17 protein-coding genes and 1 pseudogene are annotated in these 16347 nt (G+C 44.7%); 8 read left to right on the plus strand and 10 right to left on the minus strand.

All coding sequences use genetic code 11. The annotated features are described in order from the left end of the window. Together IM792_RS20125 and IM792_RS20130 are read left to right on the plus strand one after the other, a co-directional pair. On the plus strand, positions 1-213 hold the full coding sequence (locus IM792_RS20125) for a heavy-metal-associated domain-containing protein (protein WP_194103716.1): 213 nt from the start codon (positions 1-3) through the stop codon (positions 211-213). 4 nt (positions 214-217) lie between these two features. After that, positions 218-781 (plus strand): AraC family transcriptional regulator, encoded by a 564-nt coding sequence (locus IM792_RS20130; protein ID WP_194103717.1) that lies wholly within the window; start codon positions 218-220, stop codon positions 779-781. A 2-nt stretch (positions 782-783) separates the two neighbouring features. On the opposite strand, the gene IM792_RS20135 is transcribed toward IM792_RS20130, so the two are convergent. The 7 genes from IM792_RS20135 to IM792_RS20165 form a co-directional block, all read right to left on the minus strand. Then, entirely contained in the window at positions 784-1380 is a 597-nt protein-coding gene (locus IM792_RS20135; protein WP_194103718.1) for a DUF4202 domain-containing protein, read from the minus strand. Positions 1381-1410: 30 nt separating this feature from the next. Next, positions 1411-1992, minus strand: coding sequence for a TetR/AcrR family transcriptional regulator (locus tag IM792_RS20140; RefSeq protein ID WP_194103719.1), 582 nt, complete (start codon positions 1990-1992; stop codon positions 1411-1413). 99 nt (positions 1993-2091) lie between these two features. After that, positions 2092-2841 (minus strand): glucose 1-dehydrogenase, encoded by a 750-nt coding sequence (locus IM792_RS20145; RefSeq protein WP_194103720.1) that lies wholly within the window; start codon positions 2839-2841, stop codon positions 2092-2094. Between the two features lie 161 nt (positions 2842-3002). After that, positions 3003-3515 carry a hypothetical protein gene (locus IM792_RS20150; protein WP_194103721.1) on the minus strand — a complete coding sequence of 171 codons (513 nt, stop codon included), beginning with the start codon at positions 3513-3515 and terminating at the stop codon, positions 3003-3005. Between the two features lie 9 nt (positions 3516-3524). After that, a complete protein-coding gene (locus IM792_RS20155; protein ID WP_194103722.1) occupies positions 3525-5072 on the minus strand; it encodes a redoxin family protein in 1548 nt (515 codons plus the stop codon). Positions 5073-5244: 172 nt separating this feature from the next. Continuing rightward, on the minus strand, positions 5245-6126 hold the full coding sequence (locus IM792_RS20160; RefSeq protein WP_194103723.1) for a hypothetical protein: 882 nt from the start codon (positions 6124-6126) through the stop codon (positions 5245-5247). A gap of 103 nt (positions 6127-6229) precedes the next feature. Beyond that, positions 6230-7303 (minus strand): metallophosphoesterase, encoded by a 1074-nt coding sequence (locus IM792_RS20165; RefSeq protein WP_194103724.1) that lies wholly within the window; start codon positions 7301-7303, stop codon positions 6230-6232. A gap of 291 nt (positions 7304-7594) precedes the next feature. Between IM792_RS20165 and IM792_RS20170 the strand changes: the two genes are divergently transcribed. Beyond that, complete coding sequence (locus tag IM792_RS20170; RefSeq protein WP_194103725.1) at positions 7595-7816, plus strand: hypothetical protein; 222 nt, start codon at positions 7595-7597, stop codon at positions 7814-7816. A 236-nt stretch (positions 7817-8052) separates the two neighbouring features. After that, positions 8053-10404, plus strand: a complete 2352-nt coding sequence (locus tag IM792_RS20175; protein ID WP_194103726.1) for a c-type cytochrome — start codon at positions 8053-8055, stop codon at positions 10402-10404. Positions 10405-10425: 21 nt separating this feature from the next. On the opposite strand, the gene IM792_RS21440 is transcribed toward IM792_RS20175, so the two are convergent. Continuing rightward, positions 10426-10557, minus strand: coding sequence for a hypothetical protein (locus IM792_RS21440; RefSeq protein WP_255521549.1), 132 nt, complete (start codon positions 10555-10557; stop codon positions 10426-10428). 99 nt (positions 10558-10656) lie between these two features. On the opposite strand from IM792_RS21440, the pseudogene IM792_RS20180 reads away from it, so the two are divergent. Next, positions 10657-11889: pseudogene (locus IM792_RS20180) on the plus strand (PQQ-dependent sugar dehydrogenase). Positions 11890-12000: 111 nt separating this feature from the next. Next, a complete protein-coding gene (locus IM792_RS20185; RefSeq protein WP_194103727.1) occupies positions 12001-12612 on the plus strand; it encodes a flavodoxin in 612 nt (203 codons plus the stop codon). 43 nt (positions 12613-12655) lie between these two features. Here IM792_RS20185 and IM792_RS20190 read toward each other — a convergent pair whose 3' ends face one another. Continuing rightward, positions 12656-13534, minus strand: coding sequence for an AraC family transcriptional regulator (locus IM792_RS20190; RefSeq protein WP_194103728.1), 879 nt, complete (start codon positions 13532-13534; stop codon positions 12656-12658). A 145-nt stretch (positions 13535-13679) separates the two neighbouring features. On the opposite strand from IM792_RS20190, the gene IM792_RS20195 reads away from it, so the two are divergent. Both IM792_RS20195 and IM792_RS20200 read left to right on the plus strand, forming a co-directional pair. Continuing rightward, the gene (locus IM792_RS20195; RefSeq protein WP_194103729.1) at positions 13680-14729 is read left to right on the plus strand and encodes an aldo/keto reductase; all 1050 of its coding nucleotides are present in this window, start codon (positions 13680-13682) and stop codon (positions 14727-14729) included. A 49-nt stretch (positions 14730-14778) separates the two neighbouring features. Continuing rightward, positions 14779-15726: an aldo/keto reductase gene (locus IM792_RS20200; protein ID WP_194103730.1), complete on the plus strand. Its 948-nt coding sequence runs from the start codon at positions 14779-14781 to the stop codon at positions 15724-15726. Between the two features lie 207 nt (positions 15727-15933). On the opposite strand, the gene IM792_RS20205 is transcribed toward IM792_RS20200, so the two are convergent. Continuing rightward, positions 15934-16347: hypothetical protein (locus IM792_RS20205; protein WP_228085287.1), on the minus strand; the 414-nt coding region annotated here is incomplete at its 5' end.

Here is a 16347-nt window from a genome sequence, read left to right on the forward strand (position 1 = left end):
ATGGAAACGCTTAAATTCAAAACCAATATAAAATGCGGTGGCTGTATTGCCGCTGTTACTCCTGCGCTTAATAGTTTAGCAGGGGTTAAGGACTGGCAGGTTGATGTTGCATCGCTCGAAAAGGTGTTGACCATACAAAGCGACGAAACACTTTCTGAACAAGCCATCATCTCCGCCCTTAAAGAAAAAGGCTACCAGGCCGAAAGTATATAGTACGATGTTGCTCCGCATAAAAAATATGGTGTGCGATCGTTGCATCCTTGTGGTGAAGCAGCAGTTGGAGAGCCTTGGCTTTGAGGTTGCGGGCATCGACCTGGGTAGTGTTACCGTACATCCCGAGCCGGATGCTGCCGAGCTTACCGCCATTGCATCGGCATTAAAGGTATTGGGTTTTGAGCTGATAGATAACGAGAAGGATAAACTGGTTGAGCGTATCAAAAACCTGATCATAGAGAAAGTGCACCATAGCGACCTGGCTGATCAGCAGGTGAATTTTTCGGCCTATTTATCTGATAACCTGCATAAGGATTACGGGCAGCTGAGCCGGCAGTTTTCGGATAGCGAGGATACCACTATCGAGAAATTCATCATCCAGCAAAAAATTGAAAAGGTAAAGGAGCTGCTTGAATACGGCGAACTCAACCTGAACGAGATAGCCTGGAAAATGGGTTATAGTAGCAGCGCCCACCTATCGGCACAATTTAAGGCGGTTACCGGCCTAACACCGAGTCAGTTTAAAACGGATACCAAAGGCAAGCGCAAGGCTTTAGATAAGATATAGCTCTATTTAGTCATACGGGCCAAAGCTTGTTCAATCAGGCTTAACCCACCATCAGAGTATGGCAACTGCAAGGCAAAGGCATGCCCGTGACCATCCATTTTTAGTAACGATTTGTACAGGATGTTCACCATCTTATCCGGCTCGCCCTCATATTTTTTGCGGAAATCTTCATACTGATATTCCAGGAAAACCAGGCATAGGGCGTTCTCCATGGTTTGCACCTTGGCATCAACCTTAATACGTTTTTTCAGGATGATCTCGCTAACAAGGGCGATCTGCTCATCACTGTAACCGGCCTGCTGCATTAAGCGGGAAGTAACGGTAGCGTGATGCTGAGCCAGATCCTTACGCCATTTTAAATAAGGTTCGCGCCCTTCGGGATAGCTTTCGCGAGGTATTTCCCAACGGCCTATGTGCTGGCTGCGCGATGCTAATAGCAGTTCCTCTCCGGCCTCGGGCTGTAGTTTTAGCACCCAATTATACAATCGTAAAGCATAAGCATACTCAACGGGATAGGTAATGCCGTCCCATTCCAGTGTGCGTGGGTCCTGCATGTTGTACTCGTCAAATAGTCTGAATGCCTCTTGTAGCTTGCTCATGGAGCGCAAATTAACAATGTTTTGGGCAAATCAATCCAAAACCGACATGGTGGTATTGATAATATCATCAAAAAACGACTTATCATTGGTTGATTTTGCCAGAACCTGTATACCCTTTACAGCATTAAATAAAAAGCGCGCAAGCGCCCTTGCATCCTGTTTGCTGGTGATCTGGCCGTTTTGCTGTCCTTTTTCAATCGCTATAAAAAAGCTCTCCTCAATACGTTGTTCGCTTTTGCAAACAATATCACGTACCTCGGTATCGTGCGGGGCAACCTCAACCTCGGCATTCACCATAAAGCAGCCTTTTTGCTGATCATCGTCAAGCAGTGCGTTGGCCGTATATTCAAGCATTTGGCGAATGGCTTGTTTGGCAGGGGCGGGGCTGTTGGCCAGATCGCACATGTGGTTGCCGCCCATGTTCAGGTACATCTCGAGCGCTTTAATGTAGAGGGCGTGCTTATCGCCATAGGTATCGTACATGCTTGAACGACTGATGCCCAGCGCGTCAACAAGGTCCTGCATCGACGTAGCATTGTACCCCTTATGCCAAAATGTGCATACGGCCTTTTTTAATACCTCTTCTTCGTCAAAATCCTTGCTACGTGCCATAACCTCGAAAAGCTTTGCTTTTTTTACAAAGCAAAGCTAATTCATTTTACCTTAAATGTTTAATTGCAGCCCATATTTCAAATATTTAGCTGCGGATGCTTAGCGAACGCCGCCGCTGGCAATCAATATTTCGCCGGTTAACCAGCGTGAATCATCAGATGCCAGGAACACCGCGATAGGGGCGATGTCATCAGGCTGACCAATGCGGCCAAGCGGGGTAGTTTTTACTGATTCGTGGTGGAAATCGCTACCGATAACACCTGCGGTGTGTGTGCCTTCAGTTTCAACCATGCCCGGGTTGATGGAGTTAACGCGGATATTTTTAGGGCCAAGTTCTTTTGAATGCACTTTTGTAATTGCATCTACCGCGCTTTTTGTAGCAGTGTAAATTGAACTGCCGGGAATGTTTAGATTGGTTATTGTTGAACCAATGTTGATAATACTGCCGCCATCCTGGCCAAAACCTTTAACCGCAGCCTGGCTGGTCAGCAGTAAACCTAACACGTTGGTGTTGAACTGACGGTGATATTCATTCTCGTCAAAATCCTCAATTGTACCAAATTGATATACACCGGCATTGTTTACCAGCACATCAACACGGCCGTAAGCTTGTTGAGTTTCTGTAAACAGGCGCTCAACATCGGCGGCTTTGGCTACGTCGCCTTGTACGGCTATGGCTTTACCACCGTTGCTTACAATATCGGCAACCACCTTTTCGGCACCTTCTTTTGATGATGCGTAATTAACTACCACGGCAGCACCTGCGGCAGCCAGATCTTTAGCTATACCTGCACCTATGCCTTTTGATGCTCCGGTTACTATAGCCACTTTGTTTTCTAACTTTTTCATTGTGATTTTATTTGAATTATGTTTTTGGAATAATCGTTCCGCAAATATATATTCAAATAGGAATGAACGTTCCATAATAATGTCATCACAAATGAAGATGATAGAAGGGTGACTTATAACGGGCGTTGTGAGATTGGGGTGACGTTTGGGATAAGAAAAACTTAAAACATATCCCGAACCTTTTTTACAAATACTTCCCACCAAACATCATACGGATCTTTGTAATCAGGATCATAATATCCCATCTTGAAAGTGAGGCTGCAACCTCCTTGCTTTACATGGATCAGGCTGTCTTTACCTTTATACAGCGTATAAGGATATGCTACTTTTGCTAATTCATAATCATCATCCTCCAAATCCTCCTGCTTTAGGGTTTTCAGGTTAACATTATACCGGTCATAATCCTTTTTATTGTCGCAGTGTATATGGGTAAGCTTATTACCTCCGGGAATATAATGATCGGGCGAGTAAAATACAGGATTGCCGCGCCAACCCTTCTGATACTCGCCGGTAACAGTAAGTTCATTGACCACATCGGTAGCCAATATACCGTACGTTGGCGGTTGTGTATATGAATCATATACAAAAAAAATTACTACCCCGGCTACTATGCAACCGTAAATAGCCAATAACCAGGGTGGATATGATAAGAGTTCCCGCTTTTCTTTGAACATTAATGTTTACTATTTTGCTTCCCCATCATTCTTCACCCCAACCATATTCATAAGGCTTTCCCTGTTCAAAGGCTCCATGCGGGTAATAGCTGAGGTTGATAGCTTGCCGTTAATATCAATAAGCGCGTACGATGGGAACCCGCTTTTGGCGTTAATGTATTGCTTTATTTTTTCTAACAACTCCTCCTTAACAAAAATATGCGTTCCAGGAATTTCGAGTTCGCCAACCTTGTTTTTCCATTTGTCGGTAGTAGAGCTATTGGATGAGCAAAGGTAAATATACTCGATCGGCAGGTCTTTATTTTCGTTGTGCAGGCCTTTACTAAAAGGCAGGTCGCTCAGGCAGGGGCCGCACCATGTGGCCCAAAAATCAAGTATCAGCGCCTTTTTACCAAATTTAACTTTCAGTTGCTGCATAAAAGCCTCAACGCTGGTTAGGGTATCTAATTGGTACAGTTCGGCATCAAATTTGGTTTTGTATAATGGCGTAGCAATATCAGTACCCTGCGCGGTAGTTTTGCTGAAAAGATTATCAACGCGTTTTTGCAGGGCTTTGGCCTTATCAAACTCCTGTAAAGCTAATTGCTTGCACCAGGGCGTATTTATTTGTGCGATGATGACGGGATAGAATTTCTCAAAATTATCCTTATACATATCCATCGCTAATAGTTTTAAAATATCAGCTTTGTCTGATGACGGGTAAGTACTATCAAGCAACTTTAATATCCCCGTTAATTCGTTTTTAGTTTTATCCTGATTATTTATCCAAAGGTATGTGTATAAGCGATGATAATAATCAGCACCACCATTGCTGGTGAAAAGCGGCTGATGCTTGCTTACGGCTTTAAACAAACTGTCGGGCATTTTTTCATTTGAATATGCAAGGCTAACCGTTACATAGAAATCGGATAAAGTTTCGTTGGCTACAGTGGGGCCAAATTTTGGATATTGCTTAATAAACTCATTGTTTATAAGCACAATTCGTTTGTATAAAGAGTCGAATTTGAATGTGAGAGAATCAACAGATGCGGCCTTTTTTGCCATGCGTAATGTGTATGCTTTAGATATCAAACCATCACGTTCATCCTTTCTGAACAGTACATATTTATTAGCAACAGTATTCAGTTCTCCATCCTTACCTGAATAAACAACCCCATCGCCAATAAAATATATTTGTGATTTGGCGGCCTTTTGAGCGTCTATGGTAACCTTTAATCCTCCATCAACATAAATACCGCTGTATAAGTAATCGCCAACGGTCAACCAAATCTGTTGGTGCGGGAGATTATCATTTAGTGTGATGGTGGCTGAGCCATCGGCACCTGTTTCGGTATACTTTGTTACTTGCAGATCGCTGCTGAATTGCACCAGCGTATAGGTTATACGTACTTGCTTTACGCTATCTGGCAAATTATTAATCTTGATAGATAATTGAGCCGGTTTGCGACCGACTAAATGGGCGTTCATTCTTTTGTCCTCAAGTGCCAGTGGTAAATTTTGCGCATGTATTTGCAGGCAGCTAAAAAATAGCAAAGAGAGTAATAAGGTACGTGCCATAGGAGTAGGTAATTGCGTTTAGTTTAAGGTTTTATGCAATAACGGGTGTGCGCATAATTTATTTTAGAGGGATAATATTCAAATCATTAGCTTGTTCATTAGTGATCATAAACCAGCAAGGCCTCTCTAATTTTTTTTAGAGAGGCCTTGCTGATTTATATTTTTACTCAATTTACTTTTTATAGGAGAATTTTATGCTTCGAGGTAGCGGTGAAAGGTTATCTGATGGGAAATCCTGAATCTGATCACCGGTAAGTTGCAGGCTTGTAAGGTAGTTGTCGGCATCGGTTTCGGTAACCGCGGTGAACGAGCCGGAAGTAACAGTATTATTTAAAGCCTTAATAGTAAAATCAACACCGGTTAATAAGTTTACCGATGCCTTACCATAGTTCAAATATTTATCAATGTTCACCGTAGTATTAGCCGCGAATATAGGGGCAAAAAGCGCTCCCGGGTTATATACCTTTTTTGAGGTATTGTACTTTAAAACGTACTGTCTTGTTACAGTGCCATCGGTATTTACTAACGCAAATTTGGTGTAGTTGCCATTTACAACCTCGTAATTAATGGTTGAATAAGGTTCACCCTCCTTGCCGTCAAAATTGATCAATATGATCACCTTATTCAAATAGCCGTTTTCATCATAAGTAAAGCGTTGTATGTGAATAATATCGTAGCCGTTTTGCACCTCATAGGTTTTATGTGTAGTGACCCGTCCAAGCGCATCAACCTCATATGTATCGTTATAGCGGCTATCTAAAGTGAACTGATTGTTCTGGTAGCTAAAACCTACGTTTGTTGATACCGATCTATCAATATCATAATTCAATACTGATTGTATTTTGCCGTCGCTGTTATAAGCTATGCTGTCAACCTGATCTTTTTTATTAATAGCAAGCTCGCCCCACTCATAAGTTGCTGATGAGATTTTTAACGTGGGTTCAGTAGTTTCATCAATGCCGGCATTATTGTCTTTTTTACATGATGAAAAAGCGATCAATGTTAACAGGCAAATGGCTTTACCAAAATGCTTTAGGCGGGTGTTAGGTTTCATTGTATCTGTTTATGGTTTAAAGTTTACCACCTTCTGACGGTGATGGGCAATAAAGGTTTAACGCTAAAGAATATAATTATCAGGCCAGTATCTAATTTATTTTTTACCCAACCACAATACTAAAGCTATCCGCCAAAGTAGCGCCATTCTCCGGTAGTGGGTCAATAGTATAATATGCGCCGTTAAGCGTAAGCCCTTGTGTTTCTTTTTTAATGCTGATCCTTAAAAAGCCGTGCCGGGTGTCCTGCGATGCGGCGAGGGTAATGTTGTCCAGCAAAGGGTCGTCGGCGCTAAAATGCGGGTCATTGGCATGAGCCAGCGGGTGTAGCTCATCAAAACCGCCCGCCCCGGCAACCAGATAGGTTAAGGTACCGTTATCGTAATTTTTTTGGAAACGCTGATAATTGTGCACGTGCCCGCTAACCGCCAGATCGGGCCGGATGCCCGTTTCAGCAAACACACCTTCCAGTAATTCGATCATAGGCCTGCTGCAACCATGATTAATATCGGCCGAATAAGGCGCATGGTGAATGGCCAGAATAATGGCTTTGGCCGGTCGTAAGCTATTCGCGGTATATAATTCTTCTACCAGCCAGGCGCGTTGCTCGGCAGTAACCACGCCGTATTTGGGCACGTTACTGTACATGCCTATAATGGTGGCTAATGGTGTGTCGAGCGTCCAGTACGCATTGGGCTGTATGCCGCTTTTACGTTGGCTACCACCGCTAAATGTTATATCGCGTGGTTCGGTGCCGCAAAATACGGTGGTAAAGGCATCCAGGCTATGGTATGGTTGCCCGGCGCCTGGGTTAACATCGCCATCGTGGTTACCGGCTATGGCATATATCGGTGCCGAATATTTTTCATAAGGCTTGAAGAACTGATCGGCATAACCTTGTGCCTCGCCATAATGATAAACCACGTCGCCCAAATGGTACAAAAAGTCGGGTTTTTCAGCCTGATTGGCCATTAAGGCTGCAACCCTGTGCTGAAAAGCATTGTCACGAAAGCCACCTGTATCGCCCACCATGTTGAAAACCAACTCGTCCTTATCCTCGCCAGGGTGTTTCAGGTGATAGGGATATTGCCCTGCTGCTTGCGGCAGTGGTTGAAATTTATGGCTGTCATCAGGTTGGTTAAGTTTAAATATAGCACGATACATGGTAGTAGTTTGCATACACAGATGTTTTGGCGCAAGGTAGGTTTTTGGTGTTAAGGCAATGTTTAGTGAAAAGCAGGGATTGTTAAAATGGCATTTTATTTGAGCCTGAATATTAGAGGGGATTACGGGCGTTGTAATCATTAATTAAATGTTGCGACTGTCAAAATAAAGGTAAGTGTGTGAAGCAAAGTGCAGTAAATTAACATTTTGCACACTTTGTTTACGGTAGTTGTACTGATTGTGTGGTAGCACGCTGTCCCTATTTGCCCTAATTTAGTGGTATAAACCAAAAAACAATAACACGATATGCATACCGAAAGCGAAATTCAATTTGAGGGGGTTTTAGCCCTTACAAAGCTTCCAGATGAGGCTTTGTTAAATCACCAATCGATTACCGTACCTGCGGCAATTACCGATGAGCGCGATGGCCTGCTTTATATTTATGGCGTAACTTTTAAACGCGTTGAGAACGAATTGCACCCCATTGGATGGGAGTATCAAAGTTTTGATATGTTGTTAGCATCGTAACAAAATAGCCTTTAAATATTGTGTAGTGTAAAGCCAACATTCGGCACTTCGTTAATTTTGATCAGCATCAGCTAATCGTTGCAGGTACAACAGTTAGCTGATTTTTTTTATGATCAGGTTTATCGTGTACATTTCTCCGGTAGCTCAAAGTGAATTATACTTGTTACAAATCAAACACCCTCATAATGTGAAAAATAAACATATTTGCGAGGGGGTAACCATATAAACACTTACTGATGATTTTTAACAAAGTTCGCGGGGCGAAAAGCTTTTTGATATGTGCCGGTTTGCTTTTAGGCTGTACTATAATTGTGCAATGCGTTAGCCGTAAACCTGTACCAGCCGCGCCCGCAGCAGTAAGTGAAAGCAGTAAGCCTGCGGAGGTAAAGGATAGCATCGACTTCACCACATCAAAAGTGCTAACGGCTGCTGAATCCATGAGCCAAATACAACTGGAACCCGGCTACGAGGTTAAGCTGGTAGCCGCCGAACCATTGGTAAGTACCCCTGTGGCTATAACCTTTGATAACATAGGCCGCTTATGGGCTGTTGAGATGAACGGCTACATGCCCGATACTTTAGGCACAGGCGAGGATGACCCTACAGGTAAGATCGTCATCCTGAATGATGATGATAAGGATGGCCGGTATGACCGCCGCACCGTTTTTATTGATTCGCTGCGTTTACCCCGTGCTTTATGCCTGATCAATGGTGGCGTGCTGGTTGCAGAGCCACCGAGGCTATGGTTTTACCCTATTAATGGCGATAAACCGGGCAAGCGCACACTGGTCGACTCGAAATATACCGAAGAAGGTAACGTAGAGCATCAGCCTAATGGATTACTGCGCGCTATGGATAATTGGATATACAATGCCAAATCATCTAAACGATACCGTTTTATCGACGGTAAATGGGTAATACAGCGCACACACTTCAGGGGGCAATGGGGTATTAGTCAGGATAATTATGGGAGATTGTATTATAACGATAATTCATCAAACGTAATTGGCGATTACTTTTTGCCCGGCTTCGGCACGGGCAATGCCGACCAATTGAACGTTGCCGGATTTACCGAACGCATTGTGGCCGATAATCGCGTTTACCCTGCCCGGCCAACATCCGGTGTAAACCGTGGTTACACTGCAGGCATGCTTGATGATAAGCAAAGGTTGGTTAGCTTTACTGCCGCTTGTGGGCCGCTGGTGTACCGTGGCGGGCTATGGGGCGATAGCGTGCAAAATGTTTTTGTAGCCGAGCCATCAGCAAACCTCATAAAGCGTAATGTTATTAATGCCAATGGTTACTTAACCAAAGGTAAACAAGCCTACAAAGGCCACGAGTTTTTAGCCAGTACCGATGAACGTTTCCGCCCGGTAAACCTGAACGATGGGCCCGATGGCGCTTTGTACATAACAGATATGTACCGCGGCATCATTCAGCATAAAACATACCTTACCGGTTACCTTAAGGGAGAGATTGCCAAGCGCAACCTGTCGCAACCATTAAATTGCGGGCGTATTTATAAGATAGTACCCACAGGCAGTAACCCCAACCCAATTACCATACCGCAGGATGCCCAGGAATTGGTAAAACTACTTGGCAACACCAACGGCTGGTTGCGCGACCGTGCCCAGCAAACCATTATTGATAATAAACTGACGGCTGCTATCCCCGCGTTAAAACAAGCCCTGCAAGCCTCAAGTAAAATACAAGCCATCCACTCCTTATGGACTTTAGAGGGTTTGCATGCTTTGAGTAATGACGAGGTAACATCACTTCTAAAAAGCAACGACCCCTGGTTGCGGGTGCAGGCGCTGAGTGTACTTCCGTCGGTTATTGATAAAGCATCATACAAAAATTATGTGGCCGAATTGCAAAGAATGGTTACCGCTAATGATGAAGCGGTTGCGCCATATATAGCATTCCTGTCGCCGGTTATTGCCGGGTACGATAAGGTTGCCGCTAACAACATGCTTAAACAACTGGCACAGCAGTATCCTACAAACAAATACGTGTCCGATGCGGTGATCAGTAACCTGTCCGGTCGTGAAAAGGAGTTTGCATCAATAATAAGTGATACCGCCGCGGTGTTCGCGAAACGTTTAAAAAAGGTGATAACTACCCGCACCAACCGCCTGCTGAATAACGATCCGCTTAAGCTGAAAAAAGAGTTTCCGCGCGGGGCGACCATATTCAGCAGCACCTGCCAAACCTGTCACGGTGCCGATGGTAATGGTGTGAAGGGACTTGCCCCGCCATTCAACCGTTCGCAGTGGATAAACGGCGATAAAAACAGGCTGATAGCCATTGTACTTTACGGCCTTACCGGCCCCGTTGAGGTTGACGGCCACGAGTACAAAGCCCCCGAAATAAACGGCGATATGCCGGGCATAGGCGGCGCCAAAGAAATTGGCGATGAAGATATAGCGCAACTGCTAAGCTACCTGCGCCGGTCGTGGCAAAACAAGGCCAACTCAGTTAGCGCTAAAGAGGTAGGCGCTATCCGCAACATGCTGAAAGATCAAAAAAGCGCTTTCACCGTTGAAAAGCTCAACGCCGCTTTCCCCGGGAATGATGAGCGACCTTAAAGGTATTAAGAGCTTTTGTTGTTATAACGACTGTTGATACTCAGCTTTATCAACATCGACTGATGCTCCGTGGAGGAATATAGCCCAAAGCAGCGGCATATCCGGGTCGGCATCAACTTGGTATACCTTTTGATTTACATTTACTGAGATCATATTTCGCTGCCTTGTGTATCGTATTTAATACTAAGATGATAAGTGTAGTCAAATTGCCTCTCTCTAAATTCAAACCAACATTTACCAAATTATACCATTATGAAAAAGCTATTTACGTTGCCATGGGCTATCGGCATACTGCTATTGGCGGCATGTTCAAGCAATAATGATGAACCCGAGGCCGAGCAACCATCTGTTGAAAATCCATCTTCGGTTGAAACTGATCCGCCTAATACGAGTTATTCGCCTGCGTTTAGCGGTCAAACCCGTGTTAATGCTACCCGTACAACTACCGCTTATAGTTCGCGCGTTGTTACAACCGCGTTAACGGCTCCCTGGGGTATCACCTCATTGCCCGACGGGCGGTTGCTCATTACCCAAAAGGGCGGCACTATGCGTATAGTCACCACATCGGGGCAGGTTGGCAGCCCAATAACGGGTATCCATACGGTAAACAGTGGTGGTCAGGGTGGTTTATTGGGTCTTTGTATCGACCCTGATTTTGATACCAACCGCATGGTGTACTGGGTGTTTTCTGAACCTGGTAGTAATGGCAATTTGACCGCGGTAGCCAAAGGTCGCCTGTCCGATGATGAAGCAACCATTGAGAATGCTACCGTGATTTACAGGGCAACGCCGGGCTACAGCGGTACCGCCCATTATGGCGGGCGTATTCTGTTTGATGCAACCGGCAACCTGTTGGTGAGTACAGGCGAGCGGTCAGACCTTAGCACCCGGCCATTGGCGCAATCACTAAACGCGTCATGAGGTAAGATCATCCGTATCACTACCGGCGGGCAGGCGGCATCCGGCAACCCAACCATAGGGCAGGCCACCGGCCGCCCCGAGTTGTATACCCTTGGCCATCGTAACCCGCAGGGCATTGCCATACACCCGGTAACCGGCGAACTTTGGCAAAGTGAGCACGGGCCTCGCGGGGGCGACGAGATCAACCGTATAGCAGCCGGAGCTAACTATGGCTGGCCAACCATTACTTACGGTATTGAATACAGCGGCCAGCCTGTAGGCAGCGGTATTCAGCAGCAGGACGGATTGCAACAACCGGTGTATTACTGGGACCCGGTAATATCGCCCAGCGGAATGACATTTTACAGTGGCAGCCGCGTGCCCGAATGGGAGAATAACCTGTTTATCGGCGCTTTAAGCGGGGAGCACATTGCGCGCTTAACCATTGAAAACAACCGTGTAACCGGCGAAGAAAGATTACTGGCCAGCGAAGGTCAGCGCTTTAGGGATATTACCCAGGGTACTGATGATGCATTGTATGCCATTACTGATGCAGGGCGGCTATATCGTATAGACCGGGATTAGTGCTTTATAAAACAGTAATAATGGTAAGTAATACAGTAATCCATATAATAAACAGGAGGTAATTAGTAAGCAACTTTGTGCCGCGTAAGTAATCATCCCGCGCAAAACATCATGAGTATAAAAAGCAGCTTATATACAATAACACTCGTCCTGTTTTCAGTTTGCCTGTTTGGTAACACCTCCTGTGCCCAGCAAGGTAACAAACAAAAAGTGCTTATAGTTTACCTTTCGCGCACGGGTAATACCCAGGCGGTAGCCAAAATGATCAACGAATTTACAGGTGGCGATCTGGTTGAGCTGGAGTTAAAAACCCCGTACCCGGCCAATTACCAAACCACCGTAAACCAGGTAGCTAAAGAAAATGAAACAGGTTACCTGCCTCCGCTAAAAACACGTATTGATGGCATCAATAAATATGATGTGGTATTTATAGGCTTCCCAACGTGGGGGATGCAGTTGCCGCCGCCCATGAAAAGCTTTTTAAGCCAGTATGATCTTAAGGGTAAAACGGTGATCCCCTTTAATACTAACGCGGGTTATGGCATAGGCAGCAGTTTTGAAACCGTTAAGCAACTATGCAAAGGTTGTAACCTTAAAGAGGGCTTTACTACAACAGGCGGCAAGGAAAGGGATGCGATACTATTTGTGATGAAGGATGGCAAAGAAAAGCAGGTACGCGATGAGGTGAAGAAATGGCTGAAAGATATCGGCATCATCAACTAAAACACATTGAAGTTAGACCGGGTCGACATGCAAAATGTATTCATCACACCAAATTCGGTACTTTAATACTATCAGATGTGGTGATAGACAGAAACTGTTTGCGGTGTTCGGCAGGGGTCATCTTTCGTAGCTTTTTAAAAAAGTGCGATAGGTGACTTTCGTCTGTAAAGCCAAATTCTTTGGTGATCTGTTTAACGGGTAGGGTAGGCACTTCCAGTCGTTTCTCTATCAGTATAACCCGGTAATCGTTAATGTAATTACGGTAGCTCATACCAAAATTGCGCTTAAAGTAATCGCTAAAGTATGATGGCGCTATGGAAAAACTTGTGGATATATGTTTGATCTGAACTTTATCCGGCTGATAGATGTGCTGATGGATGTATGAAATAAGGGCTTCTTTATCCGGCTGTCCGTGATCGATACGTATATTCAGCTTGGCAGCGGCTTCTTTTATCAAACCTAATAACGATAGTATCTGGTAGTAAACAATTGAGGATGATGCCACATCCTTACGGCAATTGTAGCTGATGATGTTCTCTACCGTGTTGCGTAATATGGAGATACAAGGCTCATCCATTTGCAGCTTTACCTCTTTCAACAATCTGTTGCGCATTACCGACTCGGGCGTGTATTCGTTAAAGGCATCAGGCACGTGCATTTTATGGCCCGAAAAGTAGGCATCCGTAAATTTGATAAATGTAAAGCGGGTAGTTGCCTTTATATCGAAATAATGCTCATCCTCCGGACTGATGATAAACAGATCGCCGGCCTTGTAAGGTAAGCGGCTGCTGTTAATTAAGTGAACACCTTTGCCTTTCCATATGTATACTATTTCGTAATAGGTATGGCTATGTACCGGTAAATGGAATTTTTCCTCTTCCAGATCGTGGATAACGAGGTGCTCAAACTGCGTTTTTTTCATCTAAAAAATCTCCGTATGCCATAAAAGTACATAATAATACGTGGTAATTACAATAAATCAGCTATGCCCGAGCATGAACTTTGTTATGATAATTAATAGGTGCATCAGCGCATCATTATTGATCGAACTTAAAACACATCAAAACATGGAATACAGATTTTTAGGAAATTCAGGATTAAAAGTACCGGTGTTAAGCTTGGGTACAGCCACCTTTGGCGGCTCGAACGATTTTTTCAAGGCCTGGGGCAGCACACAGGCTGATGAGGCCACCCGCCTGGTTGATATTTGCCTTGACGCGGGCGTAAATCTTTTTGATACGGCCGATATGTATTCGGATGGCCTGTCAGAACAAGTGCTGGGCAAGGCTATTGCCGGTAAGCAGCGCGATAAGCTCATCATCTCAAGCAAGGCCACATTTACATTTGGCGATGGTCCTAACAACCAGGGTTCATCTCGTTACCATTTAACCAAACAAATTGAGGGAAGCCTGAAACGTTTGGGTACCGATTACCTGGATATATACCACATGCATGGTTTTGATGGCAATACTCCTGTTGAAGAAACCTTACGCACACTGGATGACCTGGTACAAAGCGGAAAGGTAAGATACATTGCCGCCTCCAATTTTTCGGGCTGGCACATGATGAAATCGCTCGCCGTTTCTGAAAAATACGGATGGAACCGCTATGTGGCTCACCAGGTATACTATTCCTTAGCCAACCGCGAATACGAGTGGGAGTTGATGCCGCTGGGTATTGATCAAAAAGTTGGAGCCATTGTTTGGTCGCCGCTATCAGCAGGCAGACTTGGGGGTAAATACCGCCGCGGTCAGCCCATCCCCGAGAACGGACGTGTAGCGCAGGGCGGTAGCCCGGTACCCGAAATGGTGGTGAAAGAGGATGTGTTCTATAATACAGTTGACGTACTTGCCGAGATAGCCGAAGAAACCGGCAAAACAATAGCCCAGGTTGCCCTTAACTGGGTGCTGCAACGCCCAACGGTATCAAGCATAATATTTGGCGCACGTAACGAGGCGCAGTTAATTGAGAATCTTGGCGCCATAGGGTGGAACTTAAGTGCCGAACAGGTTAAAAGACTTGACGAGGTTAGCACCGTTCCACCTATTTACCCGTACTGGCATCAATGGCAAAACAAAGGGCTTAACCCAACGCCCGATTTTTATGGCGAACGTTAATTGTGGGAAGTCCATCTAACATTTTAAATAATCTATACACTATAAAAACATGTCAAAAAAAGTAAAGATCAGTAATACCGACCTTGAGGTTGGCAGAATTAATTTTGGTGGTAACGTTTTTGGTTGGACTTTGGATAAGCAACAATCATTTAACATACTGGATAAATTTGTGGCCGAAGGCTATAATTTTATTGATACGGCCGACACCTACCCGTGGTGGGTGAACGGAACAGGCGGCCTTTCAGAAACCATTATTGGCGAGTGGATAAAAGCCAGGGGCAACCGTAACGACCTGGTAATTGCTACCAAGGTAGGTTCGGAAACTAAGGAGCATGGCTTTGATGTAAGCAGGCAGCATATCTTAAGATCTGTTGATGAATCATTACAACGTTTGCAGGTAGAGCAGATAGACCTGTATTACACCCATTTTGATAACGAAAGCACACTTGTTGAAGAAACGCTGGCCGCTTATGATGAAATTGTAAAGGCAGGTAAGGTAAAGTATATCGCCGCGTCGAATATTTCGCCTGAGAGGTTGGTGGAATCGTTCACGGTAGCTGAAGCTAATGGCTTTCCAAAATATGTTGCCTTGCAGCCCCATTACAACCTGCTTGAACGTGCCGACTACGAATCAAAATACCTGCCCCTGGCTCAGCAGTATGATCTGACGGTGTTTCCGTACTGGTCATTAGCCGCGGGTTTCCTAACCGGTAAATACCGTACCGAGGCTGATTTTGCCAAGAGCGCCCGCGGTGGAGGTGTAAAGAAGTATCTGAATGAAAAAGGCATAGCTGTTTTAAATGCGCTTGATACCATCGCTGCTAACCATCAGGTTGAACCGGCATCAATAGCCCTTGCTTGGTTAATGGCCAAACCGCAAATAGGCGCGCCCATTGTTAGTGCCACCAGCGAAGCCCAGCTAACCACACTTTTCGCGGCGGATAAAATCACACTTACAGCCGAAGAAGTATCATTGTTGGATGAGGTAAGCAAATAAATACCGGTACTGATCTTAGCGGATCAGCTAATAAATAAAAAGCCGGGGATGTTTATACATCTCCGGCTTTTGTGTTTGAAATATTTGCGGCGATTGTTGTTTTGATCATGTGGCTCGAATGCATTGTTATTAAATCCACAAAATCATCCAAACACGAAAGGCATCCCATCGGGAATGCCTTTCGTGTTTATTTGAATTATATTCAGCTTATTTTTCTTTAACAATTAGTATGTATTGGCAAAGGGCTCCGGTAGCTGAACCAGCCAGGTTACCACCTACGCTAATTGTACCTGCGGCGTAATCTTTTTTGTATAAGTTCATGCCTGCTAATTTTGGATCATCTATACCCAATTGCTCGCTAACTTTAGTGAAGCCTTGCAACCAGGTAGGTAATTTTTTAGCGCGAGGGTCGTACGCTACGTATACTGTTGAAGCGCGGCTAACTTTGAAAGTTAAAAAAGTATTTTGAGTGTTGATTTTATCATCATTAGCAGCTTTGATGAATGATGTATTGGCCAGGTAGCTCGGTACCGATTTGATCTTGTAAGTTCTATCAGCATAGTAAACCGCACCTACTGCTAATTTTACTGTTTGTAGCTTGGCTTTTGATGAGCCAGACAG

The organism is Mucilaginibacter sp. JRF (assembly GCF_015223065.1).
Lineage (GTDB): Bacteria > Bacteroidota > Bacteroidia > Sphingobacteriales > Sphingobacteriaceae > Mucilaginibacter.

Bases quoted from the DNA above. Each gene is read 5' to 3' on its own strand.
- IM792_RS20145 (WP_194103720.1), bottom strand. From the start codon at position 2,841: ATGAAAAAGTTAGAAAACAAAGTGGCTATAGTAACCGGAGCATCAAAA.
- IM792_RS20170 (WP_194103725.1), top strand. From the start codon at position 7,595: ATGCATACCGAAAGCGAAATTCAATTTGAGGGGGTTTTAGCCCTTACA.
- IM792_RS20125 (WP_194103716.1), top strand. From the start codon at position 1: ATGGAAACGCTTAAATTCAAAACCAATATAAAATGCGGTGGCTGTATT.
- IM792_RS20200 (WP_194103730.1), top strand. From the start codon at position 14,779: ATGTCAAAAAAAGTAAAGATCAGTAATACCGACCTTGAGGTTGGCAGA.
- IM792_RS20135 (WP_194103718.1), bottom strand. From the start codon at position 1,380: ATGAGCAAGCTACAAGAGGCATTCAGACTATTTGACGAGTACAACATG.
- IM792_RS21440 (WP_255521549.1), bottom strand. From the start codon at position 10,557: ATGATCTCAGTAAATGTAAATCAAAAGGTATACCAAGTTGATGCCGAC.
- IM792_RS20185 (WP_194103727.1), top strand. From the start codon at position 12,001: ATGAGTATAAAAAGCAGCTTATATACAATAACACTCGTCCTGTTTTCA.
- IM792_RS20140 (WP_194103719.1), bottom strand. From the start codon at position 1,992: ATGGCACGTAGCAAGGATTTTGACGAAGAAGAGGTATTAAAAAAGGCC.
- IM792_RS20155 (WP_194103722.1), bottom strand. From the start codon at position 5,072: ATGGCACGTACCTTATTACTCTCTTTGCTATTTTTTAGCTGCCTGCAA.
- IM792_RS20165 (WP_194103724.1), bottom strand. From the start codon at position 7,303: ATGCAAACTACTACCATGTATCGTGCTATATTTAAACTTAACCAACCT.
- IM792_RS20150 (WP_194103721.1), bottom strand. From the start codon at position 3,515: ATGTTCAAAGAAAAGCGGGAACTCTTATCATATCCACCCTGGTTATTG.
- IM792_RS20130 (WP_194103717.1), top strand. From the start codon at position 218: ATGTTGCTCCGCATAAAAAATATGGTGTGCGATCGTTGCATCCTTGTG.
- IM792_RS20190 (WP_194103728.1), bottom strand. From the start codon at position 13,534: ATGAAAAAAACGCAGTTTGAGCACCTCGTTATCCACGATCTGGAAGAG.
- IM792_RS20175 (WP_194103726.1), top strand. From the start codon at position 8,053: ATGATTTTTAACAAAGTTCGCGGGGCGAAAAGCTTTTTGATATGTGCC.
- IM792_RS20195 (WP_194103729.1), top strand. From the start codon at position 13,680: ATGGAATACAGATTTTTAGGAAATTCAGGATTAAAAGTACCGGTGTTA.
- IM792_RS20160 (WP_194103723.1), bottom strand. From the start codon at position 6,126: ATGAAACCTAACACCCGCCTAAAGCATTTTGGTAAAGCCATTTGCCTG.